The organism is Mycobacterium sp. IS-2888, assembly GCF_001954215.1.
Lineage (GTDB): Bacteria > Actinomycetota > Actinomycetes > Mycobacteriales > Mycobacteriaceae > Mycobacterium.
This window is the reverse complement of sequence record NZ_MBET01000104.1, coordinates 94,691-118,075: the sequence shown is the minus strand read 5'-3', so window position 1 is coordinate 118,075 and position 23,385 is coordinate 94,691. Positions and strand designations below refer to the sequence as shown.

24 protein-coding genes and 1 pseudogene are annotated in these 23,385 nt (G+C 68.0%); 14 read left to right on the top strand and 11 right to left on the bottom strand.

From position 1 onward, the window contains the following. Positions 1-12 precede the first annotated feature (12 nt). A complete protein-coding gene (locus tag A5745_RS21655; protein WP_175879860.1) occupies positions 13-615 on the top strand; it encodes a TetR/AcrR family transcriptional regulator in 603 nt (200 codons plus the stop codon). Between the two features lie 193 nt (positions 616-808). Then, the gene (gene nrdF, locus A5745_RS21650; RefSeq protein ID WP_139329721.1) at positions 809-1,783 is read left to right on the top strand and encodes a class 1b ribonucleoside-diphosphate reductase subunit beta; all 975 of its coding nucleotides are present in this window, start codon (positions 809-811) and stop codon (positions 1,781-1,783) included. Positions 1,784-1,796: 13 nt separating this feature from the next. Here nrdF and A5745_RS24495 read toward each other — a convergent pair whose 3' ends face one another. After that, positions 1,797-2,516, bottom strand: coding sequence for a hypothetical protein (locus tag A5745_RS24495; RefSeq protein ID WP_139329720.1), 720 nt, complete (start codon positions 2,514-2,516; stop codon positions 1,797-1,799). Between the two features lie 161 nt (positions 2,517-2,677). After that, a complete protein-coding gene (locus tag A5745_RS21645) occupies positions 2,678-3,004 on the bottom strand; it encodes a hypothetical protein (protein ID WP_076118771.1) in 327 nt (108 codons plus the stop codon). Between the two features lie 169 nt (positions 3,005-3,173). On the opposite strand from A5745_RS21645, the gene A5745_RS21640 reads away from it, so the two are divergent. Further along, entirely contained in the window at positions 3,174-3,599 is a 426-nt protein-coding gene (locus A5745_RS21640) for a DUF3349 domain-containing protein (RefSeq protein ID WP_076063312.1), read from the top strand. Here the strand turns inward: A5745_RS21640 and A5745_RS21635 are convergent. Together A5745_RS21635 and A5745_RS21630 are read right to left on the bottom strand one after the other, a co-directional pair. Next, entirely contained in the window at positions 3,588-4,628 is a 1,041-nt protein-coding gene (locus A5745_RS21635) for an NAD(P)-dependent alcohol dehydrogenase (RefSeq protein ID WP_076063310.1), read from the bottom strand. The genes A5745_RS21640 and A5745_RS21635 overlap by 12 nt on opposite strands. 77 nt (positions 4,629-4,705) lie before the next feature. Further along, entirely contained in the window at positions 4,706-5,788 is a 1,083-nt protein-coding gene (locus A5745_RS21630; protein WP_254848635.1) for an iron-siderophore ABC transporter substrate-binding protein, read from the bottom strand. Positions 5,789-5,925: 137 nt separating this feature from the next. Here A5745_RS21630 and ctaD point away from each other — a divergent pair, with 137 nt between their 5' ends. The 8 genes and pseudogenes from ctaD (at position 5,926) to A5745_RS21590 (ending at position 14,294) form a co-directional block, all read left to right on the top strand. Next, the gene (gene ctaD / locus A5745_RS21625; protein WP_076063387.1) at positions 5,926-7,671 is read left to right on the top strand and encodes a cytochrome c oxidase subunit I; all 1,746 of its coding nucleotides are present in this window, start codon (positions 5,926-5,928) and stop codon (positions 7,669-7,671) included. 36 nt (positions 7,672-7,707) lie between these two features. Beyond that, a complete protein-coding gene (gene serB, locus A5745_RS21620) occupies positions 7,708-8,943 on the top strand; it encodes a phosphoserine phosphatase SerB (protein ID WP_076118769.1) in 1,236 nt (411 codons plus the stop codon). A gap of 61 nt (positions 8,944-9,004) precedes the next feature. Beyond that, entirely contained in the window at positions 9,005-9,847 is an 843-nt protein-coding gene (locus A5745_RS21615; protein WP_076118767.1) for an ABC transporter ATP-binding protein, read from the top strand. After that, positions 9,844-10,677, top strand: a complete 834-nt coding sequence (locus A5745_RS21610) for an NUDIX domain-containing protein (RefSeq protein WP_076063305.1) — start codon at positions 9,844-9,846, stop codon at positions 10,675-10,677. Before A5745_RS21615 ends, A5745_RS21610 begins: the two co-directional genes overlap by 4 nt. Beyond that, a pseudogene (locus A5745_RS21605) lies at positions 10,674-11,345 on the top strand (enoyl-CoA hydratase); the annotation flags it as partial. The gene A5745_RS21610 and the pseudogene A5745_RS21605, both read left to right, overlap by 4 nt. 22 nt (positions 11,346-11,367) lie before the next feature. Then, positions 11,368-12,342, top strand: a complete 975-nt coding sequence (locus A5745_RS21600; RefSeq protein WP_076118766.1) for a class I SAM-dependent methyltransferase — start codon at positions 11,368-11,370, stop codon at positions 12,340-12,342. Further along, complete coding sequence (locus tag A5745_RS21595; RefSeq protein ID WP_217695299.1) at positions 12,339-13,538, top strand: class I SAM-dependent methyltransferase; 1,200 nt, start codon at positions 12,339-12,341, stop codon at positions 13,536-13,538. Before A5745_RS21600 ends, A5745_RS21595 begins: the two co-directional genes overlap by 4 nt. Positions 13,539-13,613: 75 nt before the next feature. Continuing rightward, positions 13,614-14,294 (top strand): esterase, encoded by a 681-nt coding sequence (locus A5745_RS21590; protein ID WP_076063301.1) that lies wholly within the window; start codon positions 13,614-13,616, stop codon positions 14,292-14,294. A 10-nt stretch (positions 14,295-14,304) separates the two neighbouring features. On the opposite strand, the gene A5745_RS21585 is transcribed toward A5745_RS21590, so the two are convergent. Together A5745_RS21585 and A5745_RS21580 are read right to left on the bottom strand one after the other, a co-directional pair. After that, positions 14,305-14,652, bottom strand: coding sequence for a hypothetical protein (locus A5745_RS21585; protein ID WP_076063300.1), 348 nt, complete (start codon positions 14,650-14,652; stop codon positions 14,305-14,307). Next, positions 14,649-15,926 carry a PQQ-binding-like beta-propeller repeat protein gene (locus A5745_RS21580; protein WP_139329727.1) on the bottom strand — a complete coding sequence of 426 codons (1,278 nt, stop codon included), beginning with the start codon at positions 15,924-15,926 and terminating at the stop codon, positions 14,649-14,651. The genes A5745_RS21585 and A5745_RS21580 overlap by 4 nt, the downstream gene beginning before the upstream one ends. Positions 15,927-16,066: 140 nt before the next feature. Between A5745_RS21580 and A5745_RS21575 the strand changes: the two genes are divergently transcribed. Continuing rightward, entirely contained in the window at positions 16,067-16,804 is a 738-nt protein-coding gene (locus A5745_RS21575) for an acyltransferase (protein WP_076118815.1), read from the top strand. Between the two features lie 13 nt (positions 16,805-16,817). Here the strand turns inward: A5745_RS21575 and A5745_RS21570 are convergent, their stop codons facing one another. Continuing rightward, on the bottom strand, positions 16,818-17,360 hold the full coding sequence (locus A5745_RS21570; RefSeq protein WP_076118763.1) for a DUF4333 domain-containing protein: 543 nt from the start codon (positions 17,358-17,360) through the stop codon (positions 16,818-16,820). A gap of 189 nt (positions 17,361-17,549) precedes the next feature. On the opposite strand from A5745_RS21570, the gene A5745_RS21565 reads away from it, so the two are divergent. Then, entirely contained in the window at positions 17,550-18,152 is a 603-nt protein-coding gene (locus A5745_RS21565; protein ID WP_076118761.1) for a hypothetical protein, read from the top strand. Positions 18,153-18,159: 7 nt separating this feature from the next. Here the strand turns inward: A5745_RS21565 and A5745_RS21560 are convergent, their stop codons facing one another. From A5745_RS21560 to A5745_RS21545, 4 genes are all read right to left on the bottom strand, one after another. Continuing rightward, positions 18,160-18,645, bottom strand: a complete 486-nt coding sequence (locus A5745_RS21560) for a TspO/MBR family protein (protein ID WP_076118759.1) — start codon at positions 18,643-18,645, stop codon at positions 18,160-18,162. 90 nt (positions 18,646-18,735) lie between these two features. After that, on the bottom strand, positions 18,736-19,980 hold the full coding sequence (locus A5745_RS21555) for a glycosyltransferase family 4 protein (RefSeq protein ID WP_076118757.1): 1,245 nt from the start codon (positions 19,978-19,980) through the stop codon (positions 18,736-18,738). After that, a complete protein-coding gene (locus A5745_RS21550; protein WP_076063378.1) occupies positions 19,977-21,539 on the bottom strand; it encodes a glycoside hydrolase family 57 protein in 1,563 nt (520 codons plus the stop codon). Before A5745_RS21550 ends, A5745_RS21555 begins: the two co-directional genes overlap by 4 nt. 20 nt (positions 21,540-21,559) lie before the next feature. Further along, a complete protein-coding gene (locus A5745_RS21545; protein WP_076118755.1) occupies positions 21,560-22,378 on the bottom strand; it encodes a bifunctional 2-polyprenyl-6-hydroxyphenol methylase/3-demethylubiquinol 3-O-methyltransferase UbiG in 819 nt (272 codons plus the stop codon). A 192-nt stretch (positions 22,379-22,570) separates the two neighbouring features. Here A5745_RS21545 and A5745_RS21540 point away from each other — a divergent pair, with 192 nt between their 5' ends. Continuing rightward, on the top strand, positions 22,571-23,371 hold the full coding sequence (locus A5745_RS21540) for an electron transfer flavoprotein subunit beta/FixA family protein (protein ID WP_076063291.1): 801 nt from the start codon (positions 22,571-22,573) through the stop codon (positions 23,369-23,371). Positions 23,372-23,385 lie beyond the last annotated feature (14 nt).

Genomic DNA, 23,385 nt, shown 5'->3' with positions numbered 1-23,385 from the left:
ATGCTGTCAGGCGTGGAATCGCGTAGGCAGCGCACGCGTCAGGCGTTGTTGCACGCGGCGATGAAGCGATTCGTCGCCGATGGCGTGCACCAAACCAGCGTCGCCGACATCGCCCGCGATGTCGGGGTGACCGAGCGGACCTTCTATCGGCACTTTCCGTCCAAGCACGCCGTCATATTCGCCGACTACGACATCGGCTTCGAATGGTTCGCTCGCGCGTTGGCGCTGCGCCCGCACGGCGAACCCATCACGGCGTCGGTGCGAAAAGCTGTGGACGCCTTCCCTTTTGACTTCGCGATGGTCCGCGAGGCCGCCACCATCCGATCGCGCGACCTGGATCAGGACATCATCACCACACACATTCGACGGATGCGCGATCAGGTCGCCGACGAGATCGCGCGCTTCATCCACGAACGATCGGCACCGACGGCCGACGGGGCCATGATCGCCGACATCGCGGCGCACAGCCTGGCGACCGCGGTGTTCGTCGCGCTGGAGGCATGGATGGCCAAAGACGAGCACGACATCGACGACCTGGGCCGGCTGACCGACATGGCGCTGAGCGCGCTGGAGGATGGCCTCACCCACACGTTGCGCAAGGCGGGACTGGATTAGCGCTTGCCTAAGCGCCGAACGTGTACCCAGTGCGAGATTTCGGCCGGTTTGTCGCCATGACTACACGCTCGACGACCCGGGAAGCCGCGACACGCAAGCACAACGTCTTGTGTTGCCGCGGGTTGTCGCACCCCAGGGGTAGTGTTTGAGGCCTGAGTACCGCAGGCAAACCGTCTGGTGAAGTGGGGTTCTGGTGAGCGAAAAATTGAAGCTGATTGACCGCGTCTCGGCGATCAACTGGAACCGGCTGCAGGACGAAAAAGACGCCGAGGTCTGGGATCGGTTGACCGGCAATTTCTGGCTGCCCGAGAAGGTGCCGGTGTCCAACGACATCCCGTCCTGGGGCACGCTGACGGCTCACGAAAAGCAGATGACCATGCGGGTTTTCACCGGCCTGACGCTGCTGGACACCATCCAGGGCACGGTCGGCGCGGTCAGCCTGATCCCCGACGCGCTTACCCCGCACGAGGAGGCGGTGTACACCAACATCGCGTTCATGGAGTCGGTGCACGCGCGCAGCTACAGCAACATCTTCTCGACGCTGTGCTCGACCGCCGAGATCGACGACGCGTTCCGCTGGTCGGAGGAGAACCCGAACCTGCAGCGCAAGGCCGAGATCGTCATGCAGTACTACAAGGGCGACGAGCCGCTCAAGCGCAAGGTGGCCTCCACGCTGCTGGAGAGCTTCCTCTTCTACTCCGGGTTCTATCTCCCGATGTACTGGTCGAGCCGGGCCAAGCTGACCAACACCGCCGACATGATCCGGCTGATCATCCGCGACGAGGCCGTGCACGGCTACTACATCGGCTACAAGTTCCAGCGTGGCCTGGCGCTGGTCGACGAGGTCAAGCGCGGCGAGCTCAAGGACTACACCTACGAACTGCTCTTCGAGCTGTACGACAACGAGGTGGAGTACACCCAGGACCTCTACGACGAGGTCGGGCTGACCGAGGACGTCAAGAAGTTCCTGCGCTACAACGCCAACAAGGCGCTGATGAACCTCGGCTACGAGGCGCTATTCCCCCGCGACGAGACGGACGTGAACCCGGCCATCCTGTCCGCGCTGTCACCCAACGCCGACGAGAACCACGATTTCTTCTCCGGCTCCGGCTCGTCGTACGTGATCGGCAAGGCCGTCGTCACCGAGGACGAGGACTGGGACTTCTGAAACCCGCGAGGTGCTAATTCCAGTGGGCTACCACATACTGCGCACGCTGGAGCAAACCCCACGTCGGAACCTCCTGCGCGTCGTCTGACAGGTCTTGCGCTGATTGTTCCGCGCTCTCGGCGATCGCGGCTGCATCAGCGTCGGAGCACCACGGTGGGCCGTGCATACATGCTCCTATCTTTTGGAGAGTGGACCTGAAGGCTGCAATGTTGGCGGGTTTCAGCTTTAGGGGATTTCCACGGATGAAACACTTAACTCTGATTTTGTTGGACGGCGCGGTAATTGTGTCGTTGTACTTAATCAGTAAAGGCGTGTTGTCCACTACGGGAGCGTCGGCACGCCGATGTAGCGATTGTTCTGCGAGTATGAAATTCGAACTGACGCCAACGTTATATTGTCCTAGCGCGTCGAGGCAGTCGTCCGAACGTTTGACAAAATCCGATACTTGACTTGATGCGACCCCGAGGAAGAAGGCGACCAGAGTGCTAATTAGTACCCCTAGGGCGCCAAGTATTTTTACGAGTGGCCGTTTCTTCGGTTCCTCCAGCTGAACCGTTACTGTGATTCCGCTCGATCGATCAGCGGCTTCGTTGCTGGTCTCGGCCGCTGTCGATGCTTGATGTTCGCTGCTCCGGGGTTCGGCCGTCGTCCGCTCTTGCGCCTGCTCGGCGCTGGCCGGGTCGGGCGTTATTGGTGCTTTGCCTGGCTGCTCGGGTTGTCCCTCATGGTTCATGCAGGGGATGCTAGGCCGACGGCGTCTGCGGTTAGTTGAATTTTGTTAATTCCGAGCTGCTCGGAATTTAGAACGGTTTGATTCGACGCTTTGCTGTTGCTTTAGTCACGGCCGTGCTGATGTCGGATGGCTTCTCGGCCCGTTTTTCAGTACCGAGCTAATTAGACTCCGGGCCTGTGGCCGTCGGCACCGTCGAGGTGTTGGGCCTGGGTGGGCGAGTAAAACCTCGGCGCGATCGTCGCCATCACCGGTAGGCGCAGTGTCATCCCGTCGCGGATCGGCATGCGGACGTTGACGTACACGACCTGCATGTCCAGGCCCATCTGGACGCGCATCTCCCGCAGGCTCTCGGTTTGCACGGCCAGGCCCATATCCCGTAGGCGCGCCGCCAAACCGCGCTGCAAGGCCCGGACCGGTTTCAGATCGCCCGGGTTGTTGAGATGCACGTAGGCGATTGGCTTGGGAAGCTTCGGGCTGGGTCGGGTCATGGCTCGACTGTACTCCGCGCGCCGAACGAGAAAGCGCAAAAACCGTTTTGACCAGCGGCTAGCAGGATTCCGCCGCCCCGACGGTACGGGCGGTGAACGTGGAATGAATTGTCGGGACGGGACGATGCCCCGGTGGCGCGGGTGACCGCGAACCCGTGACACTGATGGGGTGACCACATCCGGTTCTTCGCGCAATCACCCCCACTTCCTGCGGTCGGTAATCCGCTGGCTGCAAGTCGGCTACCCCGATGGTGTGCCCGGCCCCGACCGGGTGCCGCTGATGGCGCTGCTGCGCAGCACGCCGCTGACCGCCGATCAGCTCAAGGAGGTTGTGAGCAACCTGACCGCGAAAGGATCACCCGCGATTACCGACGGCGTGATCGACGGCAACGAGATCGCCGAGACCATCTCCGAGCTGACCCACCGCGACCCTGGCCCCGAGAACGTCCGCCGCGTCGCCGCCACCCTGGCCGCCGCCGGATGGCCGCTGGCCGGCATCGACGTCAGCGAGGTTATCCCCGGTGACGAGGACGGCGAGGCCGCCGAAGAGATCGCGTGCGGGCGCAGTGTGGCCGAAGGTGCCTCACAGGCGTGAGATGTCGATGACGAAGCGGTAGCGCACGTCGCTGGCGAGCACGCGCTCGTAGGCTTCGTTGACGTAATCCGGCTCGATGAGCTCGATTTCGGGCGTCACGTCGTGCTCGGCGCAGAAATCCAGCATCTCCTGGGTCTCGGCGATCCCGCCGATGTTCGACCCGGACAGGCTGCGCCGCGCCAGCGCCAGCGGGAACGCGCCCACCTCCATCGGATGCTCGGGGATGCCGAGCTCCACCAGCGTCCCGTCGACGTCGAGCAGGCCGAGGTAGTCGTTGAGCTTCAGGTTCGCCGACACCGTGTTGAGGATCAGGTCGAAGTTGCTGCGCAGCTTCTTGAAGGTGTCGGGGTCGGCCGTCGCGTAGTAGTGGCTCGCGCCCAGGCGCAGCCCGTCCTCCATCTTCTTCAGCGACTGCGACAGCACCGTCACCTCGGCGCCCATCGCGGCGCCCAGCTTGACGCCCATGTGCCCGAGGCCGCCCAGGCCGATGATCGCCAGGCGGGTGTTCGCCCCGGCGTTCCAGTGCCGCAGCGGCGAGAACAGCGTGATGCCGGCGCACAGCAGGGGCGCCGCCTTGTCCAGCGGCAGCGAGTCGGGGATGCGCACGACGAAGTTCTCGTCGACGACGATCGCCTGGCTGTAGCCGCCCTGCGTGGGCGTTCCGTCTTTGTCGATCGAGTTGTAGGTGAATGTCGCGCCCGGTTTGCAGTACTGCTCGAGCCCGGCCTTGCAGCTACTGCACTCGCCGCACGAGTTGACCATGCAGCCCACGCCGACGTGGTCGCCCACCTTGTACTTGGTGACCTCCGAACCGACCTCGGACACCACGCCGGCGATCTCGTGGCCGGGGACTACCGGGTAATTCGGTTGGCCCCATTCGGCTTTGACGGTGTGGATGTCGGAGTGGCAGATCCCGGCGAACTTGATGTCGATCGCTACGTCGTGCGGACCGGGGTCGCGGCGGGTGATGGTGGTCTTGGTCAGCGGTGCGGTCGCCGACGTAGCGGCATACGCCGAAACAGTGCTCATGGCAGATCCCTCTTTTTCGTTGCGTCTTAGAAAAGCTTAGCTAAGGTAAAGTTTTTAGGCCAATCGGCCGGGGCTCGTTAGTTGATCGCGGCGTTGACCATGCGGAGGTCGTCCACGATGCCGCGCGCGGCGAGCACGCCCTCGCCGGTCTGCCATATCTCGTCGTTGACGACGTAAACCCGGTTGTCGTGATTGGCGGACAGCTTGCGCCACGGGTCGCTGTCCAGGACGGTGGCGGCGCGGTCCGCGGCGGCGGGGGTGGCGCACGACACGTAGATCACGTCGGCGTCGGCGGCGGACAGATTCGGCACCTTCGCGAGGTCGGCATCGGTGGCGGCGATCTCGATATAGGGCTTGTCGGTGAACCGCTGGGCGGCCGGCCGGTCCACGCCGACGGCGGTGAGCACGCTGGCGGGAAAGTTGTTGGACCCGTAGATCCGGATGGTGGTGGTGGTCAGTTGCACGACCGACGCCTGGAAGTGGGCCGCGTCGTGGCTGGCGCCGATCTGGGTGGCCCGCTGGGTGAAGCCGCCGATCAGTCCGTCCACCGCGCCGCCGCGGGCCGTGGCCGCGCCGACGCCGCGCAGGTTGTCCTGCCAGGCGGCGCCCGGCGCCGCGGTGAATACCGTCGGGGCGATCGCCGCCAGCTGCGGGTACAACTTCGGGGTCAACCCTTGCGAGCCCAGGATCAGGTCCGGGTGGGCCGCCGCGATCGCTTTGAGGTCGGGGTTGCTGCGCGTTCCGACGCCGGGCAGGCCGTGGACCGCCTTGCCCAGGTAGGACGGCTGGCTCGGGGAGCCGTCCGGCAGGGCGGCGGCCACGACGCGGGATTGCAGGCCGAGCGCGCACAGGGCGTCGAGCTGATCACCGGAGAGGACCACGATGCGCTGCGCCTCGGCGGGAACGGTGGCGACGTCGGGGGTGACCCCGGCGGCGTTGTGGGCCTGCCGCGTGGGTGGCCCCGGGTCGGCCGCGGCCACGTCCCGCGCGCACGACTCGTCGGGCTGGCGGTCGTTTCCCAGCACCCCGGCCCCGGCGATCTGTGTGGTGGGCGTGACCAGCGATCGGGCCGACGGTTTGGAGCCGGATCCGGACCCGCAACCGCCGCATGCCACGACCAGTGTTGCGGCCACGGCCACGGTCGATTGCCACCTGAGCACGCGTCCGACGCTAACATTCGGCGACTTCGGAGCGGATTACGACAGTTTGTAGGACCAGGCCCGCCACCGACCTGATCGGGGGCTAAGATTCGAACCATTGGTTCTGGGCCCCGGTCCGAGAATGTTTGGAGGAGCTGTTGACAGCTGAAGCGCCCCCCTTGGGAGAACTCGAGGCCGTCCGCCCGTATCCGGCCAGAACCGGTCCCAAAGGGAACCTCATCTACAAACTGATCACGACCACCGATCACAAGCTGATCGGCATCATGTACTGCGTCGCCTGCTTCATCTTCTTCTTCATCGGCGGGCTGCTGGCGCTGCTGATGCGCACCGAGTTGGCCGCGCCGGGTCTGCAGTTCCTGTCGAACGAGCAGTTCAACCAGCTGTTCACCATGCACGGCACGATCATGCTGCTGTTCTACGCGACGCCGATCGTGTTCGGTTTCGCCAACCTGGTCCTGCCCCTGCAAATCGGCGCGCCCGACGTCGCCTTCCCGCGGCTCAACGCCTTCTCGTTCTGGCTGTTCTTGTTCGGCGCCACCATGGGTATGGCCGGTTTCGTCGTTCCGGGCGGGGCCGCGGACTTCGGCTGGACGGCCTACACCCCGCTGTCCGACGCCATCCACTCACCCGGCGCGGGCGGAGACCTGTGGATCATGGGTCTGATCGTCGCGGGTCTGGGCACCATCCTGGGTGCGGTCAACATGATCACCACGGTCGTCTGCATGCGCGCACCCGGGATGACGATGTTCCGGATGCCGATCTTCACCTGGAACATCCTGGTGACGTCCATCCTGGTGCTGATCGCGTTCCCGTTGCTGACCGCGGCGCTGTTCGGCCTGGCCGCCGACCGCCACCTGGGCGCCCACGTCTACGACGCGGCCAACGGCGGAGTCCTGCTGTGGCAGCACCTGTTCTGGTTCTTCGGCCATCCCGAGGTGTACATCATCGCGTTGCCGTTCTTCGGGATCATCACCGAAGTGATCCCGGTGTTCTCCCGCAAGCCGGTCTTCGGCTACACCACGCTGGTCTACGCGACCCTGTCGATCGCCGCGCTGTCGGTGGCGGTGTGGGCGCACCACATGTTCGCCACGGGAGCCGTTCTGCTGCCGTTCTTTTCGTTCATGACGTATCTGATCGCGGTGCCGACCGGGATCAAGTTCTTCAACTGGACCTTCACAATGTGGAAGGGCCAGTTGACCTTTGAGACGCCGATGCTGTTCTCGGTGGGCTTCCTGGTGACCTTCCTGCTGGGTGGTCTGACCGGCATCCTGCTGGCCAGCCCGCCGCTGGACTTCCACGTCACGGACACGTATTTCGTCGTCGCGCACTTCCACTACGTGCTGTTCGGCACCATCGTGTTCTCCACCTTCGCGGGCATCTACTTCTGGTTCCCGAAGATGACCGGCCGGCTGCTCGACGAGCGGTTGGGGAAGCTGCATTTCTGGTTGACGTTCATCGGCTTTCACACCACGTTCCTGGTGCAGCACTGGCTGGGCGATCAGGGGATGCCGCGCCGCTACGCGGACTATTTGCCCACCGACGGCTTCCAGGGGCTGAACATCGTCTCGACGATCGGGGCGTTCATCCTGGGCGCGTCGATGTTCCCGTTCGTCTGGAACGTCTTCAAGAGCTGGCGCTACGGCGAGGTCGTCACGGTCGACGACCCGTGGGGCTACGGCAACTCGCTGGAGTGGGCGACCAGTTGCCCGCCGCCGCGGCACAACTTCACCGAGCTGCCCCGAATTCGTTCGGAGCGACCGGCATTCGAGTTGCACTACCCGCACATGGTCGAGCGGCTGCGCGCCGAGGCGCACGTGGGCCGAGCCCATGGGCCGGCGAGCGGCGACGTCACCAGAGCCGACGACGTCAGCGTTCGCAGCTGACGGGCGGCGGAGGCCCTAAGCGAGGCTAAGTCAGGGGTGAACACTCCATACAGGGTGTCGGTGCTGATCACCGTCACCGGCGCGGATCATCCGGGTGTGACGTCGGCCCTCTTCGACGCGCTGTCGCGGCACGGAGTCGAGCTGCTCAACGTCGAACAGGTGGTGATCCGGGGGCGGCTGACGCTCGGTGTGCTGGTGTCCTGCTCGGCCGAGGTCGCGGAAAGCCCCGCGTTGCGCGCCGACGTCGAGACCGCGATCCACAGGGTCGGGCTCGATGTCAGCATCGAGCGCAGCGACGACGTGCCGATCATCCGGCAACCGTCGACCCACACCATCTTCGTACTGGGCCGGCCGATTACCGCCGGCGCGTTCGGCGCGGTGGCCCGCGAGGCCGCGGCGCTGGGCGTCAACTTCGATGTGATTCGCGGGATTTCCGACTATCCGGTGACCGGGCTGGAGTTGCGGGTCTCGGTGCCGCCGGGAGCCGACGGCCGCCTGCGGACGGCCCTGAACCGGGTGTCCTCCGAGGAGCGCGTCGACATCGCGGTCGAGGACTACGGCCTGGCCTGGCGCACCAAACGGCTCATCGTGTTCGACGTCGACTCGACGCTGGTGCAGGGCGAGGTCATCGAGATGCTGGCCGCCCGCGCGGGCGCAGAGGGAACCGTCGCCGCGATCACCGAGGCCGCGATGCGCGGTGAGCTGGACTTCGCGCAGTCGCTGCAGCAGCGGGTGGCGACGCTGGCGGGCCTGCCCGCGACCGTGATCGACGAGGTCGCCGCCCAACTGGAACTGATGCCCGGGGCCCGCACCACGCTGCGGACGTTGCGGCGCTTGGGTTTTCACTGCGGCGTGGTCTCCGGGGGATTCCGGCGGATCATCGAACCGCTGGCACATGAGCTGATGCTGGACTTCGTCGCCGCCAACGAGCTCGAGATCGTCGACGGCACACTGACCGGCCGGGTCGTCGGCCCGATCATCGACCGGCCCGGAAAAGCCAAGGCGCTTCGCGACTTCGCGCAGCAGGCCGGGGTGCCCATGGCGCAGACCGTCGCGGTCGGCGACGGTGCCAACGACATCGACATGCTGGCCGCGGCGGGCCTGGGCGTGGCGTTCAACGCCAAGCCGGCGCTGCGTGAGGTCGCCGACGCGTCGTTGAGCCACCCGTATCTGGACACCGTGCTGTTCCTACTCGGCGTGACCCGCGGCGAGATCGAGGCCGCCGACGCCGGCGATCTTGGAGTGCGACGTGTGGAGATCCCTTCGGATTAGTGGCCGCCGCGGGCAAGCACCCGGCGGCTTTGGCGACGCCGCGGTACGGCACGATAATCGGGTGCCCGAAACCGGCGACACCGCATCCGATCCCGATCTGCTGATCGACTTGCGGGCTGTGTCGTTGCGCCGCGGCGGGCGCACCTTGGTCGGGCCGGTGGACTGGGCGGTCGAACTCGACGAACGCTGGGTGATCGTCGGCCCCAACGGCGCCGGCAAGACGTCGTTGCTGCGGATCGCGGCGGCCGCCGAGCACCCGTCGTCGGGCGTCGCCCACGTGCTCGGCGAGCGGCTGGGCCGCGTCGACGTCACCGAGTTGCGCGCCCGCATCGGCCTGTCGTCCTCGGCACTGGCGCAGCGGGTGCCCGACAACGAAGTGGTGCGCGACCTCGTCGTCTCGGCCGGCTACGCGGTGCTGGGCCGATGGCGGGAGCGCTACGAAGACATCGACTACCGGCGCGCGATCGACATGCTGGAGAGCCTGGGCGCCGAGCATCTGGCGGAGCGCAGCTACGGCACGCTGTCGGAAGGCGAACGCAAGCGGGTGCAGATCGCCCGTGCCCTCATGACCGACCCGGAGCTGCTGCTGCTCGACGAGCCCGCCGCCGGCCTGGACCTGGGCGGCCGGGAGGAGTTGGTGGCCAGGCTGGCGGATCTGGCCGCCGACCCCGACGCGCCCGCGCTGGTGCTGGTCACCCACCACGTCGAGGAAGTCCCTCCAGGCTTCAGCCACTGCATGCTGCTGTCGGAGGGCCGGGTGGTCGCGGCGGGCCTGCTGTCCGACGTGCTGACCGCCGAGAACCTGTCGGCGGCGTTCGGCCAGTCGATCGCCCTCGAGATGGTCGACGGGCGCTATTTCGCGCGGCGCGTCCGCAGCCGCGCGGCCCACCGGAGGCCGCTATGACCGCACCGCACGACGAGCCCCCACTGGTTCCGCGGCCGGCCGCAACCGTGATGCTGATCCGTGACGACGGGCCCGGCCTCAGCGTGTTCCTGATGCGACGGCACTCGCGGATGGAATTCGCGGCGGGCACGATGGTGTTCCCGGGCGGCGGCGTCGACGACCGCGACCGCAACGCCGAGATCGCGTGGGCGGGCCCGCCGCCGCAGTGGTGGGCGCAGCGCTTCGGCATCGAACCCGACCTGGCCGAGGCGCTGGTCTGCGCCGCGGCCCGTGAGACCTTCGAGGAATCGGGGGTGCTGTTCGCCGGGCCGGCGGGGCAGGCCGGTTCGGCACCGGACAGCATCGTCGGCGATGCCTCGGTGTACGGCGACGCCCGCCGCGCGCTGGCCGCCGGCACGCTGTCCTTCGCCGACTTTCTGCGCCGCGAAAACCTGGAACTGCGGGCCGACCTGCTGCGGCCGTGGGCCAACTGGGTCACCCCGGAAGCCGAACGGACGCGGCGATACGACACCTATTTCTTTGTGGCGGCGCTGCCGCGGGGTCAGCGTGCCGACGGTGAGAACACCGAATCCGACCGCGCCGGCTGGACGACACCGCAGGACGCCATCGACGACTTCGCCGCCGGCCGTTGCTTCTTGCTGCCGCCCACGTGGACGCAGCTGGACTCGCTCGCCGGCCGCACGGTGGCCGACGTGTTGGCGGTCGAACGACAGATCGTGCCGGTGCAGCCGCATCTCGAAATCCAGGGCGACAACTGGATTTTCGAGTTCTTCGACTCCGACCGCTACCACCAGGCGCGCGAGGCCGGGGGAATGGGGTGGCGGCATTGAGCGAGTTCGTCAGCGTCGTGGTCAGTGACGGCTCGCGCGACGCCGGCCTGGCCATGTTGCTGCTGTCGCGGCCGCCCACGAACGCGATGACCCGGCAGGTCTACCGCGAGATCGTGGCCGCGGCCGACGAGCTGGGGCGCCGCGACGACGTCGCCGCCGTCATCCTGTTCGGTGGCCACGAAATCTTCTCCGCCGGCGACGACATGCCCGAGCTGCGGACGCTGAGCCCGAACGAGGCCGACACCGCGGACCGGGTGCGCCGGGAGGCCGTCGACGCCGTCGCCGCGATCCCCAAGCCGACCGTGGCCGCGATCACCGGATACGCGCTGGGCGCCGGCCTCACCCTGGCCCTGGCCGCCGACTGGCGGATCAGCGGCGACAACGTCAAGTTCGGTGCGACGGAGATCCTGGCTGGCCTGGTCCCCGGCGGCGGCGCAATGGCTCGCCTGGCCCGCGTGGCCGGGGCGAGCCGGGCCAAGGACCTGGTGTTCAGTGGGCGCTTCTTCGACGCCGAGGAGGCCCTGGCGCTGGGCCTGATCGACGAGATGGTGGCCCCCGACGACGTCTACGACGCCGCCGCGGCGTGGGCGCGCCGCTTCCTCGACGGGCCGTCGCGCGCGCTGGCCGCCGCCAAGGCCGGCATCAACGCCGTCTTCGACCCGCATCCGGGCGCCGGTTAGGCTGCCCTGCATGACGAGGAGTTCGACTAACGCCGTCCCCAACCCGCGTGCCACCGCCGAGCAGGTCGAAGCCGCCCGCCATGACAGCAAGCTCGCCCAGGTGCTTTATCACGACTGGGAAGCCGAGACGTACGACGAAAAGTGGTCGATCTCGTATGACCAGCGCTGCATCGATTACGCCCGGGACTGCTTCGACGCCGTCGCGCCCGAGGAGGTCCTGCGTGACCTGCCCTACGATCGGGCCCTCGAATTGGGTTGCGGGACAGGGTTTTTCCTGCTGAACCTGATCCAGTCGGGCGTTGCCCGCCGCGGTTCTGTCACCGATCTCTCGCCCGGCATGGTCAAGGTCGCCACCCGCAACGGCCAATCGTTGGGACTCGACATCGACGGCCGGGTGGCCGACGCCGAGGGCATCCCGTACGACGACGACACCTTCGATCTGGTCGTCGGGCACGCCGTCCTGCACCACATTCCCGACGTCGAGCTGTCGCTGCGCGAGGTGGTCCGGGTGCTGCGCCCGGGCGGGCGGTTCGTCTTCGCCGGGGAACCGAGCAATGCCGGCGAGGTCTATGCGCGCGCGCTCTCGACGTTGACCTGGCGGATCGTCACCAACGCCACCAAGTTGCCGGGACTGACCGGTTGGCGGCGCCCGCAGGCCGAGCTGGACGAGTCCTCGCGCGCCGCGGCGCTCGAGGCGCTCGTCGACCTGCACACCTTCGCGCCGGAAGACCTGGAGCGGATGGCCACCAGCGCTGGAGCCGTCGACGTCGCGACCTCCACCGTCGAGTTCACCGCCGCGATGCTCGGCTGGCCCCTGCGGACCTTCGAGTGCGCGGTGCCGCCGGGGCGGCTGGGCTGGGGCTGGGCGAAATTCGCATTCACCAGCTGGAAGACCCTCAGCTGGGTGGACGCCAACGTGATGCGGCACGTGGTGCCGAAGGGCTGGTTCTACAACGTGATGATCACCGGGGTCAAACCGTCCTGAGCGTCGGCGGCCTGAGCTTCGGCACCGACGACGTCGAATATCTGCGGTCGGAAGTGGGCACCGCGGCGCTCGCCGCCGTCGCCGACCTCCCGCTGACGGACCGCACCCGCATCGCCGACGTCGCCTCCGTGCGCGCCCGCTTCGGCGGCCGGGCGCCGATTCTGGTCGAGACGACGCTGCTGCGCCGCCGTGCGGCGGACAAGCTCGGCCAGCTCGGTGACGTGTCCGATTGGCTGTTCACCGACGAGGCCCTGCAGCAGGCGACCGCGGCGCCGGTGGCCCTGCACCGGGCCGGGCGCCTGGCAAAGGCCGGGAGCGCACTGGTTCACGACGCGACGTGTTCGATCGGCACCGAGGTGGCCGCGCTGCGCGCGTCCGGCACCGACGCGGTGGGCAGCGACATCGACCCCGTGCGCCTGGCGATGGCGCGCCACAACCTGGGACCCGGCGCTGCCCTGTGCCGCGCCGACGCGCTGCGTCCGGTGACCCGCGACGCCGTCGCGCTCGTCGATCCGGCGCGACGGGTGGGCGGGCGGCGCCGTTGGCGCCCGGCCGACTATCAACCGGGCCTGGGGCAGTTGCTCGACGCCTATTGCGGTCGCGATCTCGTCGTAAAGTGCAGTCCCGGAATAGATTTCGAGTACCTGCGGCGCGCCGGTTTCGACGGCGAAATCGAGGTGACGTCGTATGGCGGTTCGGTTCGGGAAGCGTGCCTGTGGTCGGCCGGGCTGACCGCGCCGGGGGTGCGTCGTCGAGCGAGCGTCCTGGATATCGGCGAGCAGATCACCGACGCCGAGCCCGCCGACTGCCCGACGCGGCCCGCCGGCCGATGGATCGTCGACCCCGACGGCGCCGTCGTACGGGCCGGGCTGGTGCGCCACTACGGCGCGCGGCACGGGCTGTGGCAACTCGATCCCGATATCGCCTACCTGTCCGGTGCCGAGCTGCCCCCGGCGGTCCGCGGCTTCGAGGTGCTCGAGCAGCTTGCGTTCGACGAGCGCCGGCTCCGGCAGGCGCTGTCCGCGCGGGACTGCGGGGCGCTGGAGATCCTGGTCCGGGGCGTGCGCGTCGACCCCGACGGGCTGCGGCGCCGGCTGCGGCTGCGCGGCAGGCGTTCCCTGTCGGTGATCGTCACCCGGGTCGGCTCCGGACCCGCGAGTCATGCGACGGCCTTCGTGTGCCGTGCCTCTCGATAGTGCCCAGGTAGGCTGGCTGCCATCGATCTTCCAGGCGCCCCGCCTGCGTGATTTTGCGAGGGACGAATTCGAACAATGCGCTACCTGATAGTGAGCACCGTGCTGGCCGCCGTGGCCCTGCTGGGCTGGCCGGCCGCCGCCGCGCCGGCGACGTGTGCCGGGATGGGGGGCACCGTCGACGACACCCAGCTGTGCCACGTGCACACCACGGGGTCCACCTACGCCATCACCATGACGTTTCCCGCCGACTACCCCGACGAACAGGCGCTGACCGACTACATCGCCCAAAACCGCGACGGCTTCCTCAACGTCGCCCAGACGTCCGGCGGGCGCGACCAGCCCTACCAAATGGAGACCAGCGCCGACCAACGCACCTCCGGTCAGCCGCCCCGCACCCGCAGCGTGGTGCTGAAGTTCTTCCAGGACCTCGGCGGATCGCATCCGTCCAGTTGGTACAAGGCGTTCAACTACAACCTGGCGACCAAGCAGCCCATCACCTTCGACAACCTGTTCGCGCCCGGCACGACGCCGCTGGACAGCATCTTCCCGCTGGTGCAGCGCGACCTGGAGAATCAGAGTGCGTTCGGTGCCGCCATCCTGCCCTCGACGGGCCACGACCCGTCGCACTACCAGAACTTCGCCATCACCGACGACCAGCTGATCTTCTACTTCGCCCCCGGTGAGATGCTGCCGGCGGTCGCCGGTCCCGCCCAGGCCCAGGTGCCGCGCAGCGCGATCCCGCCCCTGGCCGTCTAGAGCCGCCTGGTCAGTGCACCGGGCCGGCCAGCCACTCCATGGCCGCGGCACCGATGCCCAGCGCCACCTGGGCCACGCAGCCGATGATCGGGACGAAGAACGCCCGCCGCTGGCGCACCAGGAGGTATACGGCGACCACGAAGTCGGCGACCAAGACCGCGGCGCCGCCCCAGATCCCCAACGTCGTGGCGCGGTCGATCCAGGCCGGGTCGCCGCATTTCACGGAACCGCACGGGTCGGTGACCATGACGAACAGGCCGAGCAGCACGATCGTCACCCCGAACAGCGCCCCGTGCACGATGAGCAGGACAAGCGTCGCGGCGAGGTCCGCGGGCCGGCCGCGTCGATCGGCGCTCATGCCGGCCCGAATCCGTAGACCTGGCCGTCGCTGGTGCAGGCCACCACCCTGCGATCCACCCCGACCGACACCCCGACGGGATACCCGGTGGCCGCGGGCAGCGGATAGCTGCCCAGGGTGTGGCCGTTGCCCGGATCGAAGGCCAGCAGCGACATGCCGGCCGCGCCCTGCCCGGGCGGGGCGCCGACCACCGTGTAGCCAACGCCGCCGCCGGCCAGGCTCGACGACGACAGCGGGCCGACGTCGTCGCGCCGCCAAGCCTGATCGGCGTGATCGCCGGCATCCTTGAAGGCCGCGAGCCGGGTGTCGGGTCCGCCGCCGGCCACGATCAAACCCTGCGGGGTCACCGAGGGCGGCGTCTGCGCCAGAAAACCAAGCGGCACAGACCATTTCACCTTCCCATCGGCGGCGTGCAGCGCCCACAGCCGTTGGTCGCGGCCATTGACGTAGACGGTCGATCCGTCGGCGGAAAGCACCGGGCTGGCGATCACGCCGGCGCCGACCGCGTCGCTGCTCCACTCGCGCGTGAGCAGCGGCGTCTGGCCCGGATGGTATTTCAGCCCGACGAGTTCCGCGGCCACCGCGCCCGGCTGCCAGACGCCGATCACCGCCATCTGGCCGGCCTGCGAGAAGGCGGGCGCCGCGGCGACCGGACAGCCTTGGCGCGCCGGCGCGCAATCGGCCAGCCCGCGCGTCGCATCGGTCGGGTCGACGCCGTCGACCAGATCCAGCGCACTGCCCACCACCATGCCGCGGTGGGCGTCGAACGTCAGGACCTGACCCAGATGCGTGATGACCAACAGTTGACCATCACCCAAAAACCTTGGCGTGGTGGGCATTCCGATCACCGGCTGGCGCCACCGAGTCCACTGCGTCACCGGAAAGGAGAGGAAGGCGCCGGGCTGCCCGACGTAGAGATTGTCGAAGCCGTCGAACAGCGGACCGGCGAAGCCGCCACCCTGGACCATCCGGACGCACCAGCGTTGCCGGCCGTTGTCGTCGTTCTCCCACTCCATGAGCGAACATCCGCCCGGGGTCTGCGCGTTGAGGGCGAGATAGCCGCGTGCGCTCAGCGCGGGCCCGGCGGCCAGGCTGCCCTTGACGGACCGCGTCCACTGCAGCGACAGCTTGGTGGCCCCGCTGGTGGGGGTGTAGCTGCTGTTGGCCGCGTCGGCGTATTGCGCGGGCCAGCCTTGCGATGCCGAGGCTTGCACCCACGAGTCGGTGTTGCCGCAACCGCCGAGTCCCACGATCAGCGCGGCGACCGCCCCCACGAATGACCAACGCCGAAGACCGAGTTGTCGGGCAAGCACCTCGATTTCCCAAATCCTTCCGCGGCCGTTGGTTCGTTTCCAGAGCAGCGATCGAGTACAGGTGAGGGTAACCCGTGGCGGCTCGGATAAGCTCTCCGGCCATGACGACCATGTGGGGTGCTCCGCTCCATCGCCGTTGGCGTGGATCGATGTTGCGCGACCCACGCCAGGCCAAGTTCCTCACGCTGGCCTCGCTGAAGTGGGTGCTGGCCAACCGCGCCTACACCCCGTGGTACCTGGTGCGCTACTGGCGGCTGCTGAAGTTCAAGCTGGCCAACCCGCACATCATCACCCGCGGCATGGTGTTTCTCGGCAAGGACGTCGAGATCCATTGCACGCCCGAGCTGGCGCAGCTGGAGATCGGTCGCTGGGTGCACATCGGCGACAAGAACACGATCCGCGCGCACGAGGGCTCGCTGCGCTTCGGCGACAAGGTGGTGCTGGGCCGCGACAACGTCATCAATTGCTATCTCGACATCGAGCTCGGGGATTCGGCGCTGATGGCCGACTGGTGCTACATCTGTGATTTCGACCATCGCATGGACGACATCAACCTTCCGATCAAGGACCAGGGCATCGTCAAGTCCCCGGTCCGGATCGGGCCGGACACCTGGGTCGGGGTGAAGGTGACCGTGTTGCGGGGCACCACCATCGGACGCGGCTGCGTGCTGGGATCGCACGCGGTGGTTCGCGGCGTGGTGCCCGACTACTCGATCGCGGTCGGCGCACCGGCCAAGGTGGTCAAAAACCGGCAGCTGTCCTGGGAGAGTTCGGCCGCGCAGCGCGCAGAACTGGCGGCCGCGCTGGCCGATATCGAGCGCAAAAAGGCTGCCCGCTAAGCGATTTGGAGTACTACGAGGGCTGGTCGTCGACCTCGAAGCGGTAGTTGACGGTGCCGCCGTCGACGCCGGTGACGGTCACGTTCACCCCGTAGTTCTTCCCGCTCGTGGTCAGCTGGCAGCGCAGCGTCGCGCCCTCGACACCCTTGAGGTTGTCGGGGCACGTCACCGAATCGGGTTTGGTTCCAATCTGCGGGGTGAGTTTCTCGCTGATCGTCTTGGCGACCTGGTTTTTGTCGACCGTCTCGACCATGTCGAACTTGACGTCGCTGCCGTTGACGCTGGTGACGGTGACGTTGACGTTGTAGGTCTGCCCGCCCGCCTTCATCTCGCAGTTCAGCTGCGCCCCGACCTTCGCGTCCAGGTCGCTGGGGCAGTTCACCGACTCCGGCTTGTTGCCCGCGGGGTCCGTCATCTTCGAGGTGATCTGGCCGGCGACATCGCTTTTGCTGACGGAGTGCGATGACGACACCGAACACGAACACGCGGCGACGCCGGCCATCAGGCCCGCTGCTGCTCCGGAAACCAGCAACGTCCGAGCGATCGACTGGGCCATAACGCCTCCCGTGGGCTGTGCAACTGCGGGCAACTGTGAATCGGCTGATAATTGCATGCCAGACATCTTGGGGTGGGCGGATTGCGTAAACATCCGCCGAACGGCGATCTCGCGCCGGCGGCTTTGCTGGTGAAACCGTGCGGCGGTTGGTTACGGTACCGAGGTAACACAGCGGAGGGGGTGCCGCGAATGACGAGCCGGGTGATCGCGGTTGCGAGCGTCGCGGGGGCCACGGTGTTGGCCGGCATCGTGGTTGCCGCCTGCAGCGGCACGTCCACGATGGCGTCGACACCCTCGACGTCGACATCCGTGGTGTCGATTCCGGCCGCTTCGACCGACTACACCACGCTGCTGATCCAGGGCAGCGACGTCAGCACGACACCGCCCAACGTCTTCACCCCGGCGGAGCCGCCCGTCCAAAACCCCAACGCGATGCCCGGCGCGGCGGTGGTGTTCAAAAACCAGGATGACAGCACCCGAATCGGCGACACCGTCCTGATCCTGACCGACGCCGGCGCCGCGGCCAACGCGATGAACGGGTCGGTCGCGTCACTGGGCAACACGGTGACCGGCGGTAACCCGCAGCCGATTTCGGTGGGCGACGGGGGCACGATGGTTGCCGGCACGTCGCCGGATAGGTCCAAAGAGGTGACCGTGCTGCTGTTCACCGAGGGCAAGGCGTTCGTCACGCTGGAATTCGACGGCGCGCCCGGCAACGACGTGCCCACCGACTACGCTCTTACGGTCGCCCAGCAGCAGGACGGCGCCGTCAAGAACAAGCTGCCCGGCTGAGGGCGGTTTAAGTAGGGCGGTTGAGCCGCCAGATATGGGTGGACAGAACGGTGGCGAAGGCACACCACAATCCGTAAGGCGAAAGTGCCAGTCCCGCCTTCGGTTTGGCCTGCGCCGTCCGGCGGATCAGGTCCGCGCTGCTGGCCGCCAGGACGGCTGCACCGAGGGCGGACGCGCCGAGCTTGTGATACCGGAAGAAAAGCCAACTCCACCCGGCGTTGAGGAGCAGGTTGGCTCCGAGCGCGGCGGCATAGCGACGCGCCTTGTCGTGCTGTGCTGCTTGGCGCAACTCATCGATAGCCGCCGCCGACGTGGCGGCGATGTCGGCGTAGAGGGCGGTCCAGACGACGGGAAAGACGACTCCGGCTGGCTGGTATCGCGGTTTGCGAAGCCGTGCATACCAGGTAGGGACACGTCGTGGGCTGGCGATGCTTCCGGTGCCGGCTGCCGCGCCGACGGCCAGCGTTGTCGCGGCCAGTGTCGAGCTGTTCATACTGTGCTCCGTTCATGACGGGCCAACTCCGCTTGCTGCTCAACAGGTTTGGCGTTGGTGCAGAGCTACCCAATAGCGACGCGGGTATGCCTACCGGTCCGGCAGGGCGTGCTCGACGATGGGCAGCCGCGGTTGTGGTTGCCGTTCACGGCGTTTGGCGGCCAGATACACCTGGGCGGTTTGGATGGCCACGGTGTGCCAGTCGAAGTCGGAGGTGAGACGCTCGCGGGCGGCGTCGGCGCGTCGCTGCGCGGCGCGCGGGTCGTCGAGCACCGTGCGCACCGCGGCGGTCAGCCCGGCCACGTCGCGGGGCGGACAGGACACCCCGGTCTTGCCGTTGATCACCGCTTCGCCCAGGCCGCCGATGTTCGACGTCACCAGCGGGGTGCCGGCCGCGGCGGCCTCCAGAGCGGCGAGCCCGAACGGCTCGTAATGGCTGGGCAGCACGGCGGCGTCGGCCCGATGCAGCAACGCCAGCAGCTCGTTGTGATCGCAATGCCCGACGAACCGAGTTGCCTTGAGCACCCGGTGTTTACGGGCCTGCTCGACGAGCCAGTCCTGCTGGGTGCCCTCGCCGGCGACGGTCAGCGTGGTGCCCGGATGCGTGCGCCTGATCCGCGGCAGCGCGGCGATCACGTCGTGCACGCCCTTCTCGTACTCCAGCCGCCCGACGTAGAGCAGCTCGGCCGGCCCGCTGCGGGGACGGCGGGGCGCGAACGGCCAGCGCGCCGCGTCGATGCCGTTGGGGATCACCGTGGTCTCGGCCAGGCCGGGACCGAACAGTTCGGTGATCTCGTCGGTCATCGACGCCGAACACGTGATCAGCGAATCGGATTCACGCACCAGCCACGACTCGACCGCGTGCACCTGACGGCTGATCGCCCCGGAAACCCAGCCCGAATGCCGCCCGGCCTCCGTCGCGTGGATCGTGGAAACGATTGGCACGTCGTAGTATTCGGCGAGCGCGATGGCCGGATGGGCGACCAGCCAGTCGTGGGCATGCACCACGTCGGGACGCCACGGCCGGTCGCTGCCGTATTTCTTCAACCGCAGACCGGCGCGGATCATCGCGTGACCCATCGCCAGGGTCCAGGCCATCATGTCGGCACCGAAGCTGAATTCGTGCGGGTCCTGCGCGGCCGCGATCACCCGGACGCCCTCGCTGAATTCGTCGGAGGACGGATGCGTGCTGGGATCGGTGCCCGACGGACGCCGCGACAGCACGACGACGTCGTGACCGGCCGCGGCCAGCGCGGTGGACAGGTGATGCACGTGCCGGCCGAGCCCGCCGATCACCACCGGCGGGTATTCCCACGACACCATGAGGATCTTCATCGGGGCAGCCTTCGGGCGTCCAGGGCGCCGAACAGGCCGTCGGCGCGGTTCCAGCCGTCGGCCAGGCGCTCCGCGGTCTCGCGCCGGCCCGATGCCAGCGCGCCGGCGATCTCGCGGGTCGCGTGCGCATGCAGGTGCGCGCGGTAGCGGGCGTAGTCGGCGGCCGAGTCCTTACTGACCATGAACGGCCAGTCGCTGGAGACGGTCAGCAGGGTCTCGCGCAGGATCTGATCGGCGACGCGATCGCGGGGGAGCGGCCCGTCCAGCGATGCCGTCTGCGACCTGGTCTGTGACAAGGCCTTGTCGACGGTGCTCAGGGCGGTGTCGACGACTTCGGTGTTGAGCTGGACCAGATCGGCGACCTGCTCGCCCGCCCAAACCTGCCAGTCCTTGCCCGAGCCCCACGAACTCGGCGGCAAGGCGACGGCGTCGCCGACGAATCCGCCGGCCAGCGCGTCGCTGAGCGTGCCCACCCGGACACCGGCGGCGGGCAGGGCGCGCAGCAGCCGCGCCAGCCACGTCGGCCCCTCGTACCACCAGTGGCCGAACAGTTCGGTGTCGAACGCCGCGACCACATGGGCGGGGCGCCCGATGCGATCCGACTCGGACAACAACCGCGCGCGCACCACGTCGACGAAGTCGGCGACGTGGACGTCGACGGCGCGGTCGGCCCGCTCGGGGTCGTAGGGCGCCTTGGCCTCCGATCCCACGTTGCGGCCGGTGACACGGGCCGGCTTGAGGCCGGTGAGGTGGTCGTAGGTGTGGAAGTCGCGATAGGCCGCATGGCCGGGATAGCCCGACTTCGGCGACCACACCCGGTAGCTGACCTGCAGGTCGCGCCCGAACGCGACCACGCCGGTGTCGCCGACGGGCCGCCCCAGCGCGGTATCGCCGTGCAGCGACGGGCCGTCGACCATGAAGTGGGTGACGCCCGCCGCGGCGTAATCGTGTTCCATGCCCGGGGCGTAGGCGCATTCGGGCGCCCAGATGCCGCCCGGGGTGTGGGCCAGCCGCAGCTGCGGGTCGGCCAGGCCTTCGCGCAGCGCGAACTCGCGCAGCCGGGGCGCGAGCAGCGGCTGGAACGGGTGGGCCAGCGGGCCGCCGAGCAGCTCCACCGTGCCCGCGTCGATCAGGCCGCGCAGCAGCGGGCTGCCCCCGTGCCGCCACAGCGTGGCGAAATCCTCCAGCGCGGCATCGGCTTCGGCGCATTCGCGAATCCCGAAGGCCCGCAACGCTTCCGGTGTGCACGATTGGTAGCCGGCCGACTTGGATCTGGGAACCGAGCGGACACTGGCCGCCTCGGCCGCCCGCAGCCGCCAGTTGGCCAGCCAGTGATGCATGCCGTCGAGGCAGTACGGGTCGTCCAGCTGGGCGTTGACCACCGGCGTGACGCCGAGGGTGATCACGCCGCGGCGATCCTCGTCGGCCAAGGTGCGCAGCACCCGCAACAGCGGCAGGTAGGCCGCGGCCCAGGACTGGTAGAGCCATTCCTCGCCCACCGGCCAGCGCCCGTGGTGGGCGAGCCACGGCAGGTGGGTGTGCAGCACCAGGGTGAACATCCCGGGCACGCGGTCGATGTTCACGGGCGCACCGCGATCGCGATGAGATCCAGGCTGTCATCTATGTCGTGCGCGCTCGAGTCGCCCGCCTCGATCAGGTCGAAGTCGTCGGTGCTGACGGCGGCGACGTCCGCGGCCAGCTCGGGCGGCCACGGCGCGTCGGCCACCGCGCGCGCGATCTGCGCGTCGATGATCGAGCCGCCGTGCCGGGCGTCCATCTCGCGCAGCCGCGGACCGTGGAACACACCACTGATCGACACCTCGCCGAAACCGCCGTCGACCAGCAGCTCGGTCAGCTCGCGCGCGTTGAGTTCGCGGGTGTGGAACGGATTGACCGGGGTGTCGCGACCCGGGGAGAAGGTGATGCGGTTGGGCGTCGACATCATCAACAACCCGGACGGGCGCAGCACCCGGGCGCATTCGGCCACGAACTGGGCCTGGTCCCACAGGTGCTCGATCACCTGGAAGTTCACCACCACGTCCACAGACGCATCGGGCAGCGGCAGGTCGGCCAGGTTTGCCTGCATGACGTCCACCCTGGCGTAGCGGGCGCGGACGTGGGCCACCGTGGCCTCGTCGTAGTCGACCGCGATGACCCGGCGGGCGACGCCCGCGATCAGGTCGGCACCGTAACCTTCGCCACATCCGGCCTCGAGCACGTCGCGGCCGGCGCAGCGCGGCGCAAGCCGTTCGTACACCACCTCGTGGCGGCGAAACCAATAGTTCTCGATGTCCAGATCGGGGATCGTGCGCTCGCCTGTCAGCGTCAACACCGCGTCAGGCGCAGGCGAGGTGCTGCCGGGGACGCGTTGCGGGACGTCGGGGACGAATGCGCTCATTGCATAGGGAGGCTAACGCGAAGTGTCCGATTCGCGAACCGGGCCGAAGGAACGTGCACTACGACCCGCTATGGTGTGAGTGCAGAACGCACAAACTTACCTCGTAGTAATACCGCTGTGCGTTGCTAAACGTGTACCGAGTTCCCGCAGTCGCGCACTGCGGAACTCCTTCGAGGAGGACGAACCACACTCATGACGAACATCGTGGTCCTGATCAAGCAGGTCCCAGACACGTGGTCGGAGCGCAAGCTCACTGACGGCGATTTCACGCTGGACCGCGAGGCCGCCGACGCGGTGCTGGACGAGATCAACGAGCGCGCCGTGGAAGAGGCGCTGCAGATTCGGGAGAAAGAGGCCGCCGACGGCGTCGAGGGGTCGGTGACCGTGCTGACCGCCGGTCCCGAGCGCGCCACCGAGGCGATCCGCAAGGCCCTGTCCATGGGCGCCGACAAGGCCGTCCACCTCAAGGACGACGGCATGCACGGCTCGGACGTGATCCAGACCGGGTGGGCGCTGGCCCGCGCGCTGGGCACCATCGAGGGCACCGAGCTGGTCATCGCCGGTAACGAGGCCACCGACGGCGTCGGCGGTGCGGTGCCGGCGATCATCGCCGAGTACCTCGGGCTGCCGCAGCTCACCCACCTGCGCAAGCTGTCGCTCGAGGGCGGCAAGGTCATCGGCGAGCGCGAGACCGACGACGGCGTGTTCACCCTCGAGGCCACACTGCCCGCGGTCGTGAGCGTCAACGAGAAGATCAACGAGCCGCGCTTCCCGTCCTTCAAAGGCATCATGGCCGCCAAGAAGAAGGAAGTCACTGTCCTGACGCTGGCCGAGATCGGGGTCGAGGGCGACGAGGTCGGGCTGGCCAATGCCGGCACCACGGTGCTGTCGTCGACGCCGAAGCCGCCGAAGACCGCGGGCGAGAAGGTCGCCGACGAAGGTGAAGGCGGCAACCAGATCGCCCAGTACCTGGTCGGCCAGAAGATCATCTGAACCCCACGCCCGTC